This window comes from Microbacterium oleivorans, assembly GCF_001691565.1.
GTDB lineage: Bacteria > Actinomycetota > Actinomycetes > Actinomycetales > Microbacteriaceae > Microbacterium > Microbacterium oleivorans_B.
The window spans coordinates 1,680,141-1,698,664 of record NZ_MAYO01000003.1 but is presented as its reverse complement, the minus strand read 5'-3'; the positions used below and the strand labels follow the sequence as shown (position 1 = coordinate 1,698,664).

At 70.7% G+C, this 18,524-nt stretch carries 14 protein-coding genes; 6 read left to right on the top strand and 8 right to left on the bottom strand.

Annotated features, from left to right (window positions below):
* The first annotated feature begins 113 nt into the window (after window positions 1-113).
* The 3 genes from BBA86_RS10985 to BBA86_RS10975 all read left to right on the top strand — a co-directional run bounded on the left by BBA86_RS10985 (window position 114) and on the right by BBA86_RS10975 (window position 3,830).
* On the top strand, window positions 114-1,784 hold the full coding sequence (locus BBA86_RS10985) for an ABC transporter substrate-binding protein (RefSeq protein ID WP_065571601.1): 1,671 nt from the start codon (window positions 114-116) through the stop codon (window positions 1,782-1,784).
* Between the two features lie 85 nt (window positions 1,785-1,869).
* A complete protein-coding gene (locus BBA86_RS10980) occupies window positions 1,870-2,874 on the top strand; it encodes an ABC transporter permease (RefSeq protein WP_065571600.1) in 1,005 nt (334 codons plus the stop codon).
* A complete protein-coding gene (locus BBA86_RS10975) occupies window positions 2,871-3,830 on the top strand; it encodes an ABC transporter permease (protein WP_065571599.1) in 960 nt (319 codons plus the stop codon). The genes BBA86_RS10980 and BBA86_RS10975 overlap by 4 nt, the downstream gene beginning before the upstream one ends.
* Before the next feature lie 210 nt (window positions 3,831-4,040).
* On the opposite strand, the gene BBA86_RS10970 is transcribed toward BBA86_RS10975, so the two are convergent.
* From BBA86_RS10970 to galT, 3 genes are all read right to left on the bottom strand, one after another.
* On the bottom strand, window positions 4,041-5,702 hold the full coding sequence (locus tag BBA86_RS10970; RefSeq protein WP_065571598.1) for an ABC transporter ATP-binding protein: 1,662 nt from the start codon (window positions 5,700-5,702) through the stop codon (window positions 4,041-4,043).
* Window positions 5,703-5,782: 80 nt separating this feature from the next.
* On the bottom strand, window positions 5,783-6,961 hold the full coding sequence (galK, locus tag BBA86_RS10965; RefSeq protein WP_065571597.1) for a galactokinase: 1,179 nt from the start codon (window positions 6,959-6,961) through the stop codon (window positions 5,783-5,785).
* Window positions 6,958-8,142, bottom strand: a complete 1,185-nt coding sequence (gene galT / locus BBA86_RS10960; RefSeq protein WP_065571596.1) for a galactose-1-phosphate uridylyltransferase — start codon at window positions 8,140-8,142, stop codon at window positions 6,958-6,960. Before galT ends, galK begins: the two co-directional genes overlap by 4 nt.
* Before the next feature lie 119 nt (window positions 8,143-8,261).
* Here galT and BBA86_RS10955 point away from each other — a divergent pair, with 119 nt between their 5' ends.
* Window positions 8,262-9,200 carry a LacI family DNA-binding transcriptional regulator gene (locus BBA86_RS10955; protein WP_065572269.1) on the top strand — a complete coding sequence of 313 codons (939 nt, stop codon included), beginning with the start codon at window positions 8,262-8,264 and terminating at the stop codon, window positions 9,198-9,200.
* 84 nt (window positions 9,201-9,284) lie between these two features.
* Here the strand turns inward: BBA86_RS10955 and galE are convergent, their stop codons facing one another.
* The 3 genes from galE to BBA86_RS10940 form a co-directional block, all read right to left on the bottom strand.
* Window positions 9,285-10,262 carry a UDP-glucose 4-epimerase GalE gene (gene galE / locus BBA86_RS10950; protein ID WP_065571595.1) on the bottom strand — a complete coding sequence of 326 codons (978 nt, stop codon included), beginning with the start codon at window positions 10,260-10,262 and terminating at the stop codon, window positions 9,285-9,287.
* A 61-nt stretch (window positions 10,263-10,323) separates the two neighbouring features.
* Entirely contained in the window at window positions 10,324-11,964 is a 1,641-nt protein-coding gene (pgm, locus tag BBA86_RS10945) for a phosphoglucomutase (alpha-D-glucose-1,6-bisphosphate-dependent) (protein WP_065571594.1), read from the bottom strand.
* 63 nt (window positions 11,965-12,027) lie between these two features.
* A complete protein-coding gene (locus BBA86_RS10940) occupies window positions 12,028-12,963 on the bottom strand; it encodes a LysR family transcriptional regulator (protein ID WP_065571593.1) in 936 nt (311 codons plus the stop codon).
* Between the two features lie 73 nt (window positions 12,964-13,036).
* On the opposite strand from BBA86_RS10940, the gene BBA86_RS10935 reads away from it, so the two are divergent.
* Window positions 13,037-13,960, top strand: coding sequence for an EamA family transporter (locus tag BBA86_RS10935; RefSeq protein WP_065572268.1), 924 nt, complete (start codon window positions 13,037-13,039; stop codon window positions 13,958-13,960).
* Complete coding sequence (gene pheA, locus BBA86_RS10930) at window positions 13,957-14,919, top strand: prephenate dehydratase (protein WP_065571592.1); 963 nt, start codon at window positions 13,957-13,959, stop codon at window positions 14,917-14,919. The genes BBA86_RS10935 and pheA overlap by 4 nt, the downstream gene beginning before the upstream one ends.
* 9 nt (window positions 14,920-14,928) lie before the next feature.
* On the opposite strand, the gene BBA86_RS10925 is transcribed toward pheA, so the two are convergent.
* Together BBA86_RS10925 and BBA86_RS10920 are read right to left on the bottom strand one after the other, a co-directional pair.
* Window positions 14,929-15,972 carry an LLM class flavin-dependent oxidoreductase gene (locus tag BBA86_RS10925; protein WP_065571591.1) on the bottom strand — a complete coding sequence of 348 codons (1,044 nt, stop codon included), beginning with the start codon at window positions 15,970-15,972 and terminating at the stop codon, window positions 14,929-14,931.
* 52 nt (window positions 15,973-16,024) lie between these two features.
* The gene (locus BBA86_RS10920; RefSeq protein ID WP_141677861.1) at window positions 16,025-18,499 is read right to left on the bottom strand and encodes an alpha/beta hydrolase-fold protein; all 2,475 of its coding nucleotides are present in this window, start codon (window positions 18,497-18,499) and stop codon (window positions 16,025-16,027) included.
* Between the last annotated feature and the right edge of the window lie 25 nt (window positions 18,500-18,524).

Genomic DNA, 18,524 nt, shown 5'->3' with positions numbered 1-18,524 from the left:
AGATACAGCTGTAACCGCTTACCGGCAGTGTGGACGGTAGCGTCAGCCGCATCCCTTCGGCAGCGCCGCCTCCCGGCGCGCCGCCGACGAGCCCCATCGGAAGGTGCACAGCAATGCTCCCCATTTCCCGGAAGCGGGTGGTCGCGGGCGCCGCGGCCCTCGTCATCGGTGCGCTCGCGCTCAGCGCGTGCGCCAGTCAGCGAGGCGGCGACGACAACGCGGAAGGACCCGCGGACGTCGACGGCACGTTCGTCTTCGCGGCCTCGTCCGACCCCGCCAGCCTCGACCCGGCCTTCGCCCAGGACGGCGAGACGTTCCGCGTCTCGCGTCAGATCTTCGAGGGCCTCGTGGGCACCAAGCCCGGCACGGCCGACCCTGCGCCGCTCCTCGCCGAGTCGTGGGAGCCGTCGGATGACGGGCTGAGCTACACGTTCGCCCTCAAGAAGGACGTCACGTTCCACGACGGCACTCCGTTCAACGCCGAGGCCGTCTGCGTCAACTTCGACCGTTGGTACAACTGGGAGGGGCTGGCCGCCAGCGAGGCGCTCGGCTACTACTACAACAAGCTCTTCAAGGGCTACGCGTCGAGCCCCGACACCGCCGTGTACGACTCGTGCACGCCCGACGGCGACTCGTCCGTCACCATCGCCCTCAAGAAGCCGTTCGCCGGCTTCGTCGCCGCGCTGTCGCTCCCCGCCTTCGGGATGCAGTCGCCGAAGGCGCTCGAGGAGTACAAGGCCGATGAGGTCGGCGGCACCGCCGAGGCTCCGACCCTCAGCGAGTACGCGACCGGGCACCCCGTCGGCACCGGCCCCTACAAGTTCGACGAGTGGTCCCGCGGCGAGCAGGTCACCCTGAGCTCGTACGCCGACTACTGGGGCGACAAGGGTCAGATCGACAAGATCATCTTCCGCACCATCGACGACCCCACCGCGCGTCGCCAGGCGCTCGAGTCCGGCTCGATCGACGGGTACGACCTCGTCGGCCCCGCCGACACCGGCGCGCTCAAGGACGCCGGCTTCACCATGGTGTCGCGCCCGCCCTTCACGATCCTGTACCTCGCCTTCAACCAGGCGGTCAAGGAACTGCAGGACCCGAAGGTCCGTGAAGCGCTCTCGTACGCCGTCGACAAGGACGCCCTCATCTCCCAGGTCCTCCCCGAGGGCACCGAGAAGGCGACCCAGTTCATGCCGCCGAGCGTCAACGGCTGGAACGCCGACGTCACGACGTACGACTACGACCCGGAGAAGGCCAAGTCGCTCCTCGCCGAGGCCGGTTACACCGAGGCCAACCCCCTGAAGCTGACCTTCAACTACCCGGTCAACGTCTCGCGTCCCTACATGCCGGACCCCGAGCAGATCTTCACGGTGCTGTCCTCGCAGCTGAAGGACGTCGGAGTCGAGGCCACGCCGAAGTCGAACGAGTGGGGCGAGTACCTCGACCTCATCACGGGCGGCACGGATCACGGCATCCACCTGCTGGGCTGGACCGGTGACTACAACGACACCGACAACTTCCTCGGTGTCTTCTTCGGTCAGAAGTCGGCGGAGTGGGGCTTCGACAACCCCGAGCTCTTCCAGGACCTCACCGACGCCCGCGGGATCGCGGACCTCGACGAGCAGACGAAGCTCTACTCGGACATCAACGAGGAGGTCGCGAAGTTCATCCCCGGCGTCCCGCTGGCGCACCCGGCTCCCACGCTGGCCTTCGACTCCCGGGTCGAGAGCTACCCGGCGAGCCCCGTGAACGATGAGGTGTTCAACCAGATCGTCCTCACGAAGTAAGCCGATCGAGGCGGCCCCAGCCGCCTGACCGGTGCGGGGCGGGAAGACCTCCCGCCCCGCACCGACCTCCACGAAAGCGACACCCGTGCTGCGAACCATCGGCAATAGGCTCCTGCTGCTGATCCCCACCCTCCTCGGCCTGAGCATCCTGCTCTTCTGGTGGGTCCGAACCCTCCCCGGCGGTCCCGCCCAGGCTCTCCTGGGTGAGAAGGCCACTCCCGAAGCCGTTGCTCGGATCAACGAGCTCTACGGCTTCAACCGTCCTCTTATCGAGCAGTACTTCACCTGGATCGGGCGGCTGCTCTCGGGCGACTTCGGTACGTCGCTGCGCACCAGCCAGCCCGTGCTCGACGAATTCCTCCGCCGGTTCCCGGCAACGATCGAGCTTTCGGTCGCGGCGCTCATCATCGCCGTCGGCGTCGGTGTCCCCCTCGGCTACTGGGCCGCTCGGCGCCACGGCAAGGCCGCCGACAGCACCGCCGTCGTCTTCAGCCTCCTCGGCATCGTCGTGCCGGTGTTCTTCCTGGCCTTCATCCTGAAGTACGTGTTCGCGGTCCAGCTCGGGTGGCTCCCGTCGGACGGCCGCCAGGACCCTCGCATCGAAGCGACCCACTACACGAACTTCTACGTGCTCGACGGGCTCATCACCGGTGAGTTCGACGCCGCGTGGGACGCGATCCTGCACCTGATCCTGCCGGCGATCGCCCTCGGCACGATCCCCCTCGCGATCATCGTGCGCATCACGCGGGCATCCGTCCTCGAAGTGCAGAACGCCGACTACGTCCGCACCGGCAAGGCGAAGGGCGTCCCCGGCGCACTCCTGCGGAACCGTTTCATCCTCCGCAACGCCATGCTCCCGGTCATCACGACGATCGGCCTGCAGGCAGGCCTGCTGCTGTCGGGCGCGATCCTCACGGAGACGGTCTTCGCGTTCCCCGGCATCGGATCGTTCCTCTCGGGAGCGATCTTCAACCGCGACTTCGCGGTCCTGCAGGGATTCATCATCTTCATCGCGATCGTCTACGCGCTCATCAACCTGCTCGTCGACGTCTCGTACAGCCTGATCGACCCGAGAGTGAGGGTCTCATGAGCACCGTCCTTCCCCCCGCCGCAGGCGGCAGCGCCGCCGACGACTCGACCGTCGCCGTCCTCACCGCGGGCACCGGCGGGGCCCCGCGCGGCGGCTTCTGGCACGACGTCTTCCGCAGGCTCCGCCGCAGCCCCACCGCGTGGGTCGGGCTCGCCATCGTGCTGCTCTTCGTGGTGGTCGCCCTCCTCGCACCCCTGCTCGCGCCCTATCCCGAGACGGCGCTGCCGGGAGCGCGCGAAATCACCCCGACCTACATCCCGGGCCCCGGCGAGATCGCCGCGTTCCCGCTCGGTCTCGACCGCTTCGGCGGAGACGTGGTGTCGAAGCTCATCTGGGGGGCACAGGCATCCCTTCTCATCGGCGTCGTGTCGACGGCCTACGGCCTCATCGGCGGGATGCTGCTGGGCCTCGTCGCCGGCACGTTCGGCGGCTGGGTCGACAACGTCATCATGCGCCTCGTCGACATCCTGCTGTCGGTGCCGAGCCTGCTGCTGGCGGTCTCGATCGCCGCGATCCTCGGCCAGAACCAGAACTCGGTCATGATCGCCATCGGTGTCGCGCAGGTGCCGATCTTCGCGCGCCTGCTGCGCGCCTCGATGCTGCAGCAGCGCTCGGCCGACTACGTCCTCTCGGCGCAGACCCTCGGCCTCGGTCGCGGCCGCATCACCATGACCCACGTCCTGCCCAACGCGGTCGGACCGGTCATCGTGCAGGGCACCCTGTCGCTCGCGACGGCCGTCATCGACGCGGCCGCGCTGTCGTTCCTCGGACTCGGCGGCGGACGCCCCGAGACCGCGGAGTGGGGGCGCATGCTCACCTACGCGCAGGCGGAGCTCGCCATCGCGCCGTGGTTGGCGTTCCTCCCCGGCATCTGCATCGCCATCACGGCGCTCGGCTTCACGCTGTTCGGTGAGGCGCTGCGCGAGGCCATGGACCCGCGCACCCGCGGGCGCTGACCTTCTGCAGGAGCGCGGCTGACACCGCTGGTACCGCGCTTCGCTGCTCGGGGATCGCGAGTGGGCGGGTGTGCCGGTGTTCCGTATTCAGTGTCTGCGGCGCGGAGAGGGGACGAAGGGCTCGAGATGACGTGCGAAAACGTCCTCGCCGATCGTCGCGAGACTGAATACGGAACGCGCGTAGGGGCGTATCGGCGCGGGACCCGCGGGTCAGACGGCGATGTCGAGCTCGTTGCCGGGGATCGAGGACAGCAGGTTCCGCGTGTACGGGTCGCGCGGGTTGGTGAAGATCTCTTCGCTGGAGGCTGCCTCGACCAGTGCGCCGTCCTTCATGACGCAGACGTAGTCGCTGATCAGCCGCACGACGGCGAGGTCGTGCGAGATGAAGAGGTAGCTGAGGCCGTACTCGGTCTGCAGGTCCCGCAGGAGCGTCAGGATCTGGTCCTGCACGAGCACGTCGAGCGCCGAGACCGGCTCGTCGCAGACGATGAGCTCCGGCGACAGGGCCAGGGCGCGCGCGATCGCGACGCGCTGACGCTGGCCGCCCGAGAGCTCCGACGGGTACCTGCGCAGCGCCGACTCGGGCAGGGCGACGTCGTCGAGGAGCTTCCGCACCCGCGCCGCGCGGTCCTTCGCCGACCCGCGGTTGTAGAAGTCGAGGGGCTCCTGGACGATCCGCTCGATCGTGAACATGGGGTTCAGCGACGAGTACGGGTCCTGGAAGATCGGCTGCACCTTCTGACGGAACTCGCGCAGCTGTCGTCCCTTGAGGGATGCCACGTCGGAGCCGTCGTAGCGGATGACACCCTCCGTGGGGTCCACGACCTTCAGCAGCATCCGCGCCGTCGTCGTCTTGCCGGAGCCGGACTCGCCCACGATCGCGACGGTCTCGCCGCGCGGAATCGAGAACGAGACGTCCTTGACGGCGGCGAAGTCCTCCTTCCGCCCACGGACGTTGTAGAGCTTGGTGAGCCCTTCGACCTCGACGATGTTGTCGACGGGCTTCGGCGCGGCATCCGGAGTCGGCGCGGTGAAGGCCTCTGGACGCAACCGCGCGACGGCGACCGAGGGCGCCGCCTGCACGAGGGACTGCGTGTAGGGATGCTGCGGGTCCTCGAGGATCTGCCGCGCGGGGCCCTGCTCGACGATGCGGCCGCGGTGCATGACGACGACGCGAGCGGCGCGCTCGGCGGCCAGTCCCAGGTCGTGCGTGATGAGGAGGACGGACGTGCCGAGCTCGGTCGTCATGCGGCCGAGCTGGTCGAGGATCGTCTTCTGCACGGTGACGTCGAGCGCGCTCGTGGGCTCGTCGGCGATGAGCAGGCGCGGGTTGCAGGCGAGACCGATCGCGATGAGCGCGCGCTGGCGCATGCCGCCCGAGAACTCGTGCGGGTACTGCTTCGCTCGGTCCTCGGCGTTCGGCAGGCCTGCGGCGGCGAGGGTCTCGACGACCTTGCGATCGACGTCCTTCTTCGTCGCGAGACCGTGGGCGAGCAGCGTCTCGGCGACCTGCGTGCCGATCTTCGAGGTCGGGTTGAGGTTCGACATCGGGTCCTGCGGGACGAGTCCGATCTGCGCACCGCGGACGCCGCGCATCGTCGACTCGGACGCGCCGACGAGCTCCTGCCCGTCGAGGCGGATGCTGCCCTGTGCGACGCGGCCGTTCCCGGCGAGGAGTCCGATGACGGCCATCGCCGTCGTGGACTTGCCCGAGCCGGACTCACCGACGATCGCTACCGTCTCACCCGCGGCAAGGTCGAGGTCGACGCCCTCGACCGCCCGCACGGGTCCGTCGATCGTCTGGAACTCGACGGCGAGGTCGCGGACCTGCAGAAGAGGCGCGCCGGGGGCAGGGGAGGTCTCGAAGGGCATGGACCCATCCTGCCCTCCACCCGCCGCCGGCGCACCGGTGGATCGCACGGCTTTACCCAGCCGTAACGACCCGGGGTCCGTCAGCCGTCCCGGCGGGCGCCCGCGGAGGGACGGACCGTGAACACGTGCGGCTCGGTGTGGCCCGCTGCCGCGAACGCCGCGAGCATCGCCTCGCGCACCGCGGGAACGGCGTCGCGTTCGATGAGGGCGATCGCCGAGCCGCCGAAGCCGCCGCCGGTCATACGGGCGCCGATCGCACCGTTCGCGCGCGCCGTCTCGACGGCGAGGTCGAGCTCGGGTACCGAGATCTCGAAGTCGTCGCGCATCGAGGCGTGCGAGGCGTAGAGCAGCTCGCCGATCGCGCGCGGGCCCTTCTCGCGGAGGGTGCGGACGGTGTCGAGCACGCGCTGGTTCTCGGTGACGACGTGGCGCACGCGGCGGTAGGTCTGCTCGTCGACGAGCTCCTCGACGCGGGGGAGCTGATCCACGCTCACGTCGCGGAGCGCGGGGACGTCCATCGCCTCGGCGCCGCGCTCGCAGGCCGCACGGCGCTCGCCGTACCCGCCGGTCGAGTGGGCGTGGGCGACGCGGGTGTCGATCACCATGAGCTCGAGGCCCGCCGCGTCGAAGCCGAGTTCGACCACCTGGGCCTCGAGGCTCCGGCAGTCGAGGAAGGTCCCGGCATCCGTCGCACCGAGCATCGACGCCATCTGGTCCATGATCCCGGTCGGGGCCCCGACGGCCTCGTTCTCGGCTCGGCGGCCGGCCTGCGCGAGCGCGACGCGGTCGAGGCCGAGCCCCCACACGTCGTTCAGCGCCGAACCGGTCGCGCCTTCGATGGCCGCCGACGACGACAGCCCTGCGCCGACGGGGACGTCCGAGGCGAACGCGAGGTCGACACCGGTGACGGATGCCGCATCCGTCCCCGTCGCCTGCAGCAGCGCCCAGGCGACACCGAGCGGGTAGCGGGCCCACTCGACGATCTCGTCGCGGCGCTCGGGGAAGAGGTCGTCGAGGTCGGCGAGGGCGACCTCGACCGGCTCGGTGTCGAAGGTCGACGCGACGCGGATGCGACCGTCCGTCCGGCGGCCGAGCGCGACGTGCGTGCGGTGCGGCGTCGCGAACGGGAAGACGAAGCCGTCGTTGTAGTCGGTGTGCTCGCCGATCAGGTTGACGCGACCGGGCGCCGACCAGAGGCCGGCCGGCGACGAACCGGTGAGAGTGGCGAAGAGGCCCTGGGCCTCGGCGGCAGCGGTCACAGCGTGACTCCTTCGATGGCGGTGCGAAGACGCGCGGCGGCGTCCTCCGGGGGGACGTCGCCGATCCAGGCGCCCATGGCGGCCTCGGATCCGGCGAGGAACTTGAGCTTGTCGGCGGCGCGGCGCGGGCTCGTCAGCTGCAGGCTGAGGCGCACGCTGTCGCGGCCGACGTGGACGGGGGCCTGGTGCCAGGCGGCGATGTAGGGGGTCTCGGACTCGTACAGCGCGTCGACACCGCGTAGTAGTCGCAGGTACATCGGGGCGAGCTCGTCCTTCTCGGCGTCGGAGAGCCCCGCGAAGTCGGCGACGTGGCGGTGGGGGAGCATGTGGATCTCGAGCGGCCACCGCGCGGCGAACGGCACGAACGCGGTGAAGTGCTCGCCGCGCAGGAGGACGCGCGGGCCGGCCTGCTCGAACTCGAGGATGCGCTGGAACAGATCGGGGGCGGTCCGATCGATCGAGTCGAGCAGGCGGGTCGTCCTCGGGGTGACGTACGGGTAGGCGTAGATCTGGCCGTGAGGATGCTGCAGCGTCACCCCGATGGCCTCGCCGCGGTTCTCGAACGGGAACACCTGCTCGATGCCGGGGAGGGCGGACAGCGCCGCGGTCCGGTCGGCCCACGCCTCGATGACCGTGCGTGCGCGCGTGACGGTCTGCGTGCCGAACGAGCCGGTGCGCTCGGGCGAGAAGCAGACGACCTCGGTGCGGCCGACGCTCGTGCGCGTGCGGCCGAGGCCGAGGTGCGCGAGGTCGTCGAGTCCGCGGGGCGGGTCGATCGCGGCGGGGACGTCGGCCGTGGCCTCGGCGAGGGCGGGGCCGAACGACGGCGATTTGTTCTCGAAGACGGCGACGTCGTAGACCGAGGGGATCTCGGACGGGTTCGTCGCCGTCTGCGGCGCGAGCGGGTCGAGTTCGGCGGGCGGCAGGAAGGCGCGGTTCTGTCTGTTCGCGGCGATCGAGACCCAGTCGCCCGTCAGGACGTCCTGGCGCATGGTGGCGGTCTCGGGCCGACCGCCCAGGTCGCGCGTGTCGACCGCGCGGTCGGCGCCGAGGGTCGTCCCGGGGTCGTCGAAGTAGATGAGTTCCCGGCCGTCGGCCAGGCGGGTACTGCGCTTGACGACGCCGGCGCCGAGGTGGTTCGTCTCGGCAGGCGCGGGCGTGCCGTTCTCCGGTGTGTTCACGTCAACACGGTAACCGAACCGCTATGTTATCGTCAACATCGCGCGATTCTCCGGAGTTGAGTACGCATTCGCGGGCCGAGATCCGGGGGAGGGAGGATGCCGTGCAGCGACGCGTCTCGATGGCCGACGTGGCCGCGGTTGCGGGTGTCTCGGGTCAGACCGTGTCGCGCGTCGTCAACGGAAGTCCGCGCGTCGATCCGGAGACCCGGGCCCGTGTCGAGTCGGCGATGGCCGTCCTCGGCTACCGGCCGCACCGCGCCGCCCGCGCCCTGCGTACCGGGCGCTCCGGCACGATCGGCGTGATCGTGGCGACCCTCGCGACCGTGGGCAACTCGCGGATGCTGGAGGCGGTTGCCTCCGCGGCCGCTCAGCGCGATCTCGCCGTCACGCTCGTCGCCCTCACGGCGCGGGCCGACATCGCCGCGGCGTTCGACCGGCTGCACGACCTCGGTGTGGACGGCGCCATCGTGCTCAACGAGGCGACCGCGATCGCCGCAGGCGTCACGCCGCCCGCGGGTCTCGCCCTCGTCGCCATCGACTCGCCGGGCAGCGCCTTCGCGACGGTCCAGTCCGATCACGCGGGTGGCGCCGAAACAGCCACCCGTCGGCTGCGGGATGCCGGGCGTCGCACCGTCGCGCACGTCGCCGGTCCCGCAGGCTCGTTCGCGGCGGCGGAGCGCGAGCGCGGGTGGCGCGCGGCGCACGACGGCGCGACGACGCTGGAGCCGCTGCGCGGGGATTGGGGCGCGGCATCCGGGCACGCGGCAGGACAGGTCCTCGCCGCGGACCCCGCCGTGGACGCCGTGTTCGCCGCGAACGACCAGATGGCGCTCGGAGTGTTGCGCGCCCTCGCCGAGGCGGGCCGCGACGACGTCGCCGTCATCGGGTTCGACGACGTCGCGGACGCCGCGGACTACCGCCCGCCGCTGACCACCGTCCGGCAGGACTTCGATGCCCTCGGCGAAGCGGCCGTCGCCGCCCTCGCCGCGACCCTCGACGGCGCCCCCGCGACCCGGACCGTCGTCCCGACGGCGCTCATCGCGCGCGCCTCGGGCTGACGCCGCGAACTCGCCTGAAACGAACGACCCCACCCTGCCCGCGCGGAGCGCAGGGGGGTGGGGTCGGAACGAGGCGGGGGGGCGTCACCCGGCGTTGCGGCGAGCCTCCCAGCCGCTCTTCACCATCTCGTCGAGGGTGTAGCGCATCTTCCAGTCGAGGTCGCGTGCGGCCAATTCGCCGGTCGCGACGATCCGATCGGGGTCGCCGGCCCGGCGCGGGCCGACCGCGGGCGTGAACTCGATGCCCGTGACGCGGGCGACGGCATCCATGATCTCGCGGACGGACAGGCCGTTCTGCGATCCCAGGTTGTACGCCGGTTCGACGGGCTCGCCCGCGCGCAGGCGCTGCGCGGCGACGACGTGCGCGGCGGCGACATCGGCGACGTGAACGTAATCGCGGACATTCGTGCCGTCGGGGGTGTTGTAGTCGTCACCGTTGATGCGCGGCGTCCTGCCCTCGATCAGCATCTCGAAGACGATCGGGAACAGGTTGTGCGGGCTCATGTCGTAGACGGACGGGTCGCCGGAGCCCACGACGTTGAAGTACCGGAGCGAGGTGTGACGCAGGGGCGCATCGGATGCCGCGGTCGCGACGCCCTGAGCTGCGATCAGCCATTCGCCGATGAGCTTGGACTCGCCGTACGGCGATGCGGGGCGCTTGGGCAGGTCCTCGGTGACGAGGGGCACATCCGGGGTGCCGTACACGGCGGCGCTGGACGAGAACACGAGGTTCGAGACACCGGCATCCGCCATCGCTGCGAGGACGACGCGGGTTCCCTCGACGTTCTGCTCATAGGTGTGGAGGGGACGCTGGACCGAGACGCCCGCGTACTTGAAGCCCGCGACGTGGATGACACCCTCGGCGCGGTGTTCGCGCAGGGTGTTCGCGACGAGCTCCTGGTCGAGGATCGTTCCCTGGACGAAGGGCACCCCCTCGGGCACGAACGAGGCATCCCCGCTCGAGATGTCATCGAGGACGACGGGGTCGAGACCCGCCTCAGCGAGAGCGCGGACGATGTGCGCGCCGATGTACCCGGCGCCTCCGGTGACGAGCCAACTCATGGTCCCGAGCCTACTGGCGCGGGACCGACCCTCCTGCCCTCGAGCCCAGCGCTGCGAGCGGTCAGGATCCCAGCGCTGCCGCGACGACGGCGCGGGCCTCCTCCTGCACCTGCGCGAGGTGCTCGGGGCCCTTGAGGCTCTCGGCGTACAGCTTGTAGACGTCCTCGGTGCCCGAGGGGCGCGCGGCGAACCAGGCGAACTCGGTCTGCACCTTGAGGCCGCCGATCGCGGCGCCGTTGCCCGGGGCGTGCGACAGCTTGGCCGTCACCGGGTCGCCGGCGAGCTCGGTCGCCGACACGGCGTCGCCCGACAGCTTCGACAGCGCGGCCTTCTGCTCGGGAGAGGCGGGGGCGTCGACGCGCTGATAGGCGGATGCCCCGAACTCGGCCTCGAGCTCGGCGTAGCGCTGCGAGGGCGTCTTGCCCGTGACCGCGAGGATCTCAGCGGCGAGCAGGCACAGCAGGATGCCGTCCTTGTCGGTCGTCCAGACCGTGCCGTCCTTGCGGAGGAACGAGGCGCCCGCGGACTCCTCGCCGCCGAAGGCGACGGAGCCGTCGAGGAGCCCCGGGACGAACCACTTGAAGCCGACGGGGACTTCGAGGAGGGTCCGGCCGAGCGAGGCGGCGACGCGGTCGATGATCATCGACGAGACGAGGGTCTTGCCGATCGCGGCATCCTTCGGCCACCCCTCGCGGTGCGCGTACAGGTAGTCGATCGCGACGGCGAGGAAGTGGTTCGGGTTCATGAGGCCCGCGTCGGGCGTGACGATGCCGTGGCGGTCGGCGTCGGCGTCGTTGCCCGTCAGGATGTCGAACTGATCGCGTCGGGCGACGAGGGAGGCCATTGCCGAGGGCGAGGACGGATCCATCCGGATCTTCTCGTCCCAGTCGAGCGTCATGAACTTCCAGGTCGGGTCGACCTCGGGATTCACGACGGTGAGGTCGAGGCCGTAGCGTTCGCCGATGAGGGCCCAGTACTCGACCGAGGCGCCGCCGAGCGGGTCGGCGCCGATCCGGACGCCCGCACGGGCGATCGCCTCGGTGTCGATGATCGAGGCGAGGTCGGCGACGTAGCCCTCGCGGAAGTCGTACTTGCCGAGCGTCGCGTCGTCGATGTCCGCGTGGCGGACCCGCTTGACGCCCTCGAGGCCGGCCTCGATGAGCTCGTTCGCGCGGTCGGCGATCCAGCCGGTGGCGTCGGTGTCGGCCGGACCGCCGTGCGGCGGGTTGTACTTGAAACCGCCGTCGCGCGGCGGGTTGTGCGAGGGGGTGACGACGATGCCGTCCGCACGACCCGCATCCGCCTCATCGCGTCCCTTGTTGTACGTGAGGATCGCGTGGCTGAGGGCCGGCGTCGGCACCCACGAATCACGGCTGTCGACGCGGACGTCGACGCCGTTCGCGACGAGGACCTCGATCGCGGTCTGTTCCGCCGGCAGTGAGAGGCCGTGCGTGTCGCGGCCGAGGAAGAGGGGGCCCGAGATGCCCTGCGCCGCGCGGTAGTCGACGATCGCCTGGGTCGTGGCGAGGATGTGCGCCTCGTTGAAGCCGCGCGACAGCGACGAGCCGCGGTGGCCGCTCGTGCCGAACGCGACCCGTTGGGCGGTGACCGCCGGATCGGGCTTCAGGTCGTAGTACGCGTTGATCAGCGCGTCCACATCGATGAGATCAGAGGATTCGGCGGGCTGTCCTGCGCGGCTCATCCGCCCAGTCTGCCAGGGAAGTGGGATGTGAGCGCCTGCGTGTCGCGGATCCGTATCGGTTGTTCAGGCGGGCAGGCGCCCCGCATCCGTCGTCATCCCCTCGGCCCGCTCGGCCAGGGCGTCGAGAACCGTCAGGAGGGCGGGGGAGTCCGACATAGTCCGCCGGTGGATCGCCGACACCTCGCGGATGGACTCCGGCGAGACGGTCGGGATCGCCACGAGGTCGGGCCCCAGGGTAGGACGGCCGAGCCGGGGGACGAGCGCGACGGCGATCCCGGCCCGGGCGATCTCGAGGTGGTTCTCGAACTCCATCGACTCGTGCACGATCCGAGGCGCTCCGCCGACGCCGTCGAACAGGCGTCGAAGCCATTGGCGGCAGATGGTCGACTCGAAGGTCGCGACCCACGGCTCGCCGCCGATCTCCTCGGGGCGCAGTTCGGTACGGTCCGCCAGCGGGTGGCTCCGGTGCAGGATCACGTCGGCGACATCCGTGAACAGCGGGGTCTCGACGAGGTGGTCGGGGATGGAGAGGGCGACGTTCCCCCAGCGGTGCACGATGCCGAGGTCGCGCTGACCGGACGCGACGAGGGCGACCGTCTCCCACGGCTCGCTTTCTCGCAGGGGCACCCGCAGATCCGGATGCCGCCGGCCGAGGTCCGCGATGAGGGGCACCATCACGCCGCGGACGACGGTGGAGAACGCGCCGATGCGGATCTCGCCGGCGACCCGGTCGGGCTCGCCGCCCCCGTGGAGATCGGCGCGCACGCGCTCGAGATCGGCGAGGATCGGCGTCGCCGAGACGACGAGGCGCGTCGCGGACTCGGTGAGCACGACACCCCGCCCTACCCGCTCGAGCAGCGCCACGCCGGTGTCGCGCTCGAGGCGCTTGATCTGCTGGGACACGGCCGACGGTGTGAAGCCCAGCGAGGTCGCAGCGGCGGCGACGCTCCCCTCCGTGGCGACGGCGCGGAGGGAGACGACGGCCTCGAGATCGATCATGAAGCGATGCTACCGATTCGCGTGGTCAAATGATCGCTTGTCCTTCATGGATGCAGTGCGGTCGACTGGTCCGGTGACCCGCCGTGACATGCTCCTCGCCACTCTCGTCGCCTCGCTGTGGGGCCTGAACTTCGTCGTCATCGACTGGGGGATGAGCGGCATCCCGCCCCTGCTGTTCGCGGCGATCCGGTTCGCCGTCGTCGCGCTCGCCGTCCTCGTGGTGCCCCGGCCGCAGACCGGGTGGCGCGTGATCGTCGGAGTGGGTCTGTTCATGAGCCTCGGCCAGTTCGCGCTGCTCTACACCTCCCTCGCCCTGGGGCTGAGCCCCGGACTCGCCGCGCTCCTCATGCAGGCGCAGGCGGTCTTCACGATCGTGATCGCCGCGATCGCGCTGCGCGAGCGCCCCTCCGCGATGCAGATCATCGGGGTGGGACTCGGCGTCGTCGGTCTCGCCATCGTCGCGCTCTTCCGCGGCGGCGACGCTCCCGTCCTCGCCGTCTGCCTCGCGCTCGCCGCTGCGCTGTCGTGGGCCGTCGGCAACGTGATCTCGCGCCGCGCGGGCGTCGTCACCGGGATCGGCCGCGGCGGCACGCTGTCGCTGACGGTCTGGTCGTCGCTGGTCGTGCCGATCCCCGCGCTCGCCCTGTCGTTCGTCGTCGACGGTCCCGCCGCGATCGGAGCAGGACTCGCCGCCATCGGGCCCCAGGCCGTCATCTCGACCCTCTACACCGCGGGCCTGTGCACGCTGTTCGCGTACGCCGTCTTCAACGGACTGCTCGGCCGCAACCCGTCGGCAGCCGTCGTGCCCTGGATCCTGCTCGCACCCGTCGTCGCGATGGCCTCGGCTGCGCTGCTGCGCGGCGAGGCCCCGAGCCTCGGAGAGGTGATCGGCGGGGCGGTCCTCGTCGGGGGCGTGCTGGTCAGCGGCATCCGGCGTCGTCAGCGTGTGCCGCGGGCAATCGGGCTCATGGGGGTGCCCACTAGGCTGTCCGCGTGACATCCGAGCCCCTGGCCGCCCCCACCCGTCGCACGTACAGCTTCCTCGGCCCCGCCGGCACCTTCACCGAAGCCGCTCTCGCGCAGGTTCCCGAAGCGCGCGACCAGAACTGGCGACCCGTCCGCAACGTGGGCGAGGCACTCGCCGACGTGATCGAGGGTCGATCGGATGCCGCGATGATCGCGATCGAGAACTCGGTCGACGGTGGCGTCTCGACCACCCAGGACGCCCTTGCGACCGTCCCGGGCCTGCGGATCGTGGGGGAGTACCTCGTGCCCGTCGAATTCGTGCTCGTCGCGAAGCCCGGCGTCCGTCTCGAGGACGTCTCGGTGATCGCGGCTCACCCCGTCGCCTACGCGCAGTGCCTCACCTGGCTGACCCAGGCACTGCCCGAGCACTCGCACATCCCCGCCGCGAGCAACGTCGCCGCCGCCGTCGGCATCGTCGACGGCGTGATCGACGCGGACGCCGCGATCGCCCCGCCCGGCATCCTGAAGCTGTACGACCTCGAGCTGCTCGCCGAGAAGATCGGCGACAACGCCCACGCCGTCACGCGCTTCGTCCTCGTGAGCCGCACCGCGCCGCCGCCCGCGCCCACCGGCGCCGACAAGACCTCGCTCATCGTCGAGCTGCCCGAGGATCACCCGGGTGCCCTGCTCGAGCTCCTCGAACAGTTCGCCACGCGCGGGATCAACCTGTCGCTGCTCGCATCGCGGCCCATCGGCGATGAACTCGGCCGATACCGGTTCGTCATCGACGCCGACGGGCACATCGAGGACGAGCGGATGGCCGACGCCCTCCTGGGCCTGCGCCGCTTCTCGCCGCGGGTCCTGTACCTCGGGTCGTACCCGCGCGCCGACCGCGCGATCGTCCGCTACCCCGAGCGGTACTCCGACGAGGTCTTCGTCGAGGCCCGCGACTGGCTCCGCGGCCTCGTCTCCGGCGAACCCGGCGCCTGACCCGGCGCCTCAGGCGGCGAGGAGCTCCAACGTCCGGATGCGGGACGGCGCAGCGTCCATCGGCTCGGCATCGGTCGCGCCGGCGACGGGCGACACCATGACCTCGTCGACGCCGTGGCGGGCCGCGAACTCCGCCAGACGCGCGCGGACGTCAGGCCCGGTCCCCACGAACCAGCGCGTCATCATCGCGTCGAAGACGGGCGCGGCGAGGGAATCGGATGCCTCGGCTGCCGCGGCCTGCTCGACGGTCTCGAGCGCGGTGAGCGGCTTTCCGCCCCGCAGCCGGGCCATCATGCGGGCCTGCGGCAGGGCGGCGGCGCGAGCCTGGTCATCGGTGTCGGCGACGACCGCGTTGGCCGTGACGAAGGTCCGAGGCGCGTCGAGCGTCTCGGACGGCTGGAACTGGCCGCGGTAGAGGTCGAGAGCGCGCTCGAGACCATCGCCGGAGAAGTGGTTGGCGAAGACGTAGGGGAGGCCCATGCCCGCCGCGAGCTGCGCTGAGTAGTCGCTCGACCCGAGCAGCCACACCTCGGGAGCGCTCGTCGAGGCGGGCGTGGCGGTCACGTTGTAGGTGCCGCCCGACGTGAAGCGAAGCGTCGCCCCGTCGGGCGAGACCAGCGAGCGGATGTCGGTGACGTGGTTCGGGAAGCGTTCCACATCGCTCGTGGTCCCCGACTGGCGGAGCAGCTGAGTGATGACCGGGTCCGAGCCCGGTGCCCGCCCGATGCCGAGGTCGATGCGTCCCGGCGCGAGGGCTTCGAGCGCCGCGAACTGCTCCGCGACGACGAGCGGGGAGTGGTTGGGCAGCATGACACCACCGGAACCGACGCGGATGCGGCGGGTCCGAGCGGCGGTGGCCGCGATGAGGACCGGGGGCGTCGTCGAGGCCACGGCCGGCATGTTGTGGTGCTCCGCGAACCAGTACCGCCGATAGCCGAGCTCATCGGCTCGCTGAGCCACCGCGATCGACGCGGAGATCGCCTGGCTGCTGGTCTGCCCCGTGCGGACGGGGACGAGGTCGAGAACGGAAAGGGCCGGGGTCGCGGTGCTCATAACGAACACTGCAACCCCGGCCGGGCGCGGCGCATTCCGCGCCGCTGCCGATTCAGCGGGCGATGCGGGCGGTTCCGGAGGTCCGGCTCGCCGTGTCGTAGCCGCCGAGACTGCCCGTCACGCGCACCGAGATCCCGTCGCCGCGGTCGCCGCGTGCGACCGTGTAGGTCGCCTTCGTCGCACCGGCGATCGGCTTGCCGTTGTTCAGCCACTGATAGGCCAGCCGCGTTCCCTCGGTCCACGAGCCGGGGCGCGCGGTGAGGGTCTTGCCGACCTTGGCCGTGCCCGTGATGATCGGCGGCGCGGTGCGCAGGGTCCCCTTGGCGACCTTCCCCGTCGCAGCCGAGGTCTTCGCCGCGGTCGCGTACCCGGTGAGGGTGCCGGTCACACGCACCGAGATGCGCGCCCCCGCGTCGGAAGCGGTCAGTCGGTGCGTCGCCGTGACCGCGCCGCGGATCGGCGAGCCGTCGCGCATCCACTGGTACGCGAACACCGTTCCCTTCGTCCACGTGCCGGGCTTCGCCGTCAGCGTGGAGCCGACCTTCGCCGTCCCCGAGACCGTCGGCGTGCCGGCGGCCAGCGCGGCGGGTGTCACCGTGACGACCCGGTCGACACGGGCCCGGTTGCCCGCGGCATCCTTCACGACGTACCGCAGCGTGTACGTGCCGAGCGTCGTCGTGTCGACCGTGCCGCGGACCCTCACCGACGCCGTGACGTCGCCGTCGACGGCGTCACGGGCGGTCACCCCCGCGAGAGGGTCGAAAGTCGAACCGAAGCGGACGGTGGTGGATGCCGGGACGCTGATCTCGGGCTTCACGTAGTCCTCGCGCAGGCCGGCCTCGCGGAAGTGCGTCGAGTGCACGCCGAACGAATCCTTTAGGTGGGGCATCCAGCAGGCGTCGTTGTGGCGACCCTCGGGGTAGACGGCCCACGTGTGCGGCACACCCTTGCCGGTGAGGATCGTGTCCATCGAGCGAGCCGCGTCGTCGAAGCGGTACTCATCGAACTCGCACGCGTCGAAGTAGAGGTCGAACTTCTTCAGCTGCGCCGCCGTCATGTCACCGGCCTGCTTCAGCGGAGTGGGCAGAGCCGAGCCGGAGTAGCTCAGCGAACCGATGTGCGAGGCGATCGACGAGAACATGCCGGGGTTCGAGAGCCCCAGCGACCAGGCGCCGAAGCCGCCCATCGAGACACCCGTCAGGGCGCGGAAGTCGCGCCCCTCGAGGGTGCGGTACTCCTTGTCGACGAGGGGCACCATCTCGGTGAGGAACATGCTGCGCCACGGGGTGCCGCCGTTCGGCTGGTCGGAGTACCAGAGCGATTCGCCGTCGGGCATGATGACGATCGACTCGGCGAGACCCTGCTTCCACAGGCCGTCGAGGACGTCGTCGATGTCGCGCGGCTCCCATTCGCGGCTGCCGCCGTTGATACCGTGCAGCAGGTAGACGACCGGGTACTCGCGGTCGGGCTCGCTCAGGTAGGACGGGGGCAGGTATGTCGCGAACTCGCGCGGCTGTCCTTCGAGTTCGGAGTCCACCGTCTCGCGGAAGAACCGGGAATCGTTTCCGGTCTCGCGGAGCGTGGACCCGTCGATGTGGAGGAACTGCTGCGATGAGGGCTGGAACGTGTAGGGCTCGCTGTCGCGCGTGCCGGAGATCGTCCGGTTCGTGTCGACGACGAGAGCGCCGTCCTCCCCCATGACGACCTCGACCTCGCTGTCGGTGAGGGTCAGCGTGCCGGACTCGGTCATCCAGTCCCGGAGTTCGCGGGCGCGGCGATCCTTCGACCGGCCGTCGTGGAAGTAGGTCTTGTCGAGCGTCTTCAGGTAGGCGTCGACGTCGCCGGCGGCGAGGGCCTTCCGCTGGGCGTCGAGGACGGCCGCGACCGCCTCGGACTGCGCGGCCGAGGCGCGCGCTCCGGTGATGCCGTAGACGTTCGCGCGGACGGCATCCTTCGAATAGATCCCGACGGGACCCTCGTACCAGCCGCCGCCGCCGTTCATGTCGTACAGGCGGACCGCGAGGGTGTTCTCGCCGCCGAAGTTCGGCGCGTCGGCGGGGACGGGATAGAGCCGCTTCTCGAACCACTGGCTGCTCGCGGCCGGCGGCATCGTGCCGGAGCCGCCGATCCGCTTTCCGTTGAGGTACGCCTCATCGACGTCGTCGAGGAAGCCGAGCGATGCGACGAGGTTCGTGCCGGCGGCATCCGCGGGCAGGGTGAACGTCAGGCGGTACCAGCCGAAGCCGTCGTAATCAGCGAAGGGGGTGCCGTCCCCCGGCACGGTGATGTCCTGCCATGACGAGTCGTCGAACTCCGGCGAGGCGTAGGACGGGTCGTCGCCCGTCGCGAATTTCCAGGTACCGCCGAGGTCGAGCGACACACTGGCGCTCGTCGTCGAGGTGCTGGCGGCCGTCGGTCCGACCGCGGGGGCGGCCAGAGCGGGGGTCGCGATGCAGAGCGATGCCGCCACCGCGGCCGCGGCGGTGACGGCGGCCAGGCGGCGCCGTCGAGGGGCGTGAGGATTCACGGACTCCTACTTCCTTGTGGGATGC

What these genes read in the sequence shown, in the direction of transcription:
- BBA86_RS10975 (WP_065571599.1), top strand. Translation starts at nt 2,871, where the DNA reads ATGAGCACCGTCCTTCCCCCCGCCGCAGGCGGCAGCGCCGCCGACGAC.
- BBA86_RS10955 (WP_065572269.1), top strand. Translation starts at nt 8,262, where the DNA reads ATGGCCGACGTGGCCGCGGTTGCGGGTGTCTCGGGTCAGACCGTGTCG.
- BBA86_RS10970 (WP_065571598.1), bottom strand. Translation starts at nt 5,702, where the DNA reads ATGCCCTTCGAGACCTCCCCTGCCCCCGGCGCGCCTCTTCTGCAGGTC.
- pgm (WP_065571594.1), bottom strand. Translation starts at nt 11,964, where the DNA reads ATGAGCCGCGCAGGACAGCCCGCCGAATCCTCTGATCTCATCGATGTG.
- galE (WP_065571595.1), bottom strand. Translation starts at nt 10,262, where the DNA reads ATGAGTTGGCTCGTCACCGGAGGCGCCGGGTACATCGGCGCGCACATC.
- BBA86_RS10925 (WP_065571591.1), bottom strand. Translation starts at nt 15,972, where the DNA reads ATGAGCACCGCGACCCCGGCCCTTTCCGTTCTCGACCTCGTCCCCGTC.
- BBA86_RS10940 (WP_065571593.1), bottom strand. Translation starts at nt 12,963, where the DNA reads ATGATCGATCTCGAGGCCGTCGTCTCCCTCCGCGCCGTCGCCACGGAG.
- BBA86_RS10985 (WP_065571601.1), top strand. Translation starts at nt 114, where the DNA reads ATGCTCCCCATTTCCCGGAAGCGGGTGGTCGCGGGCGCCGCGGCCCTC.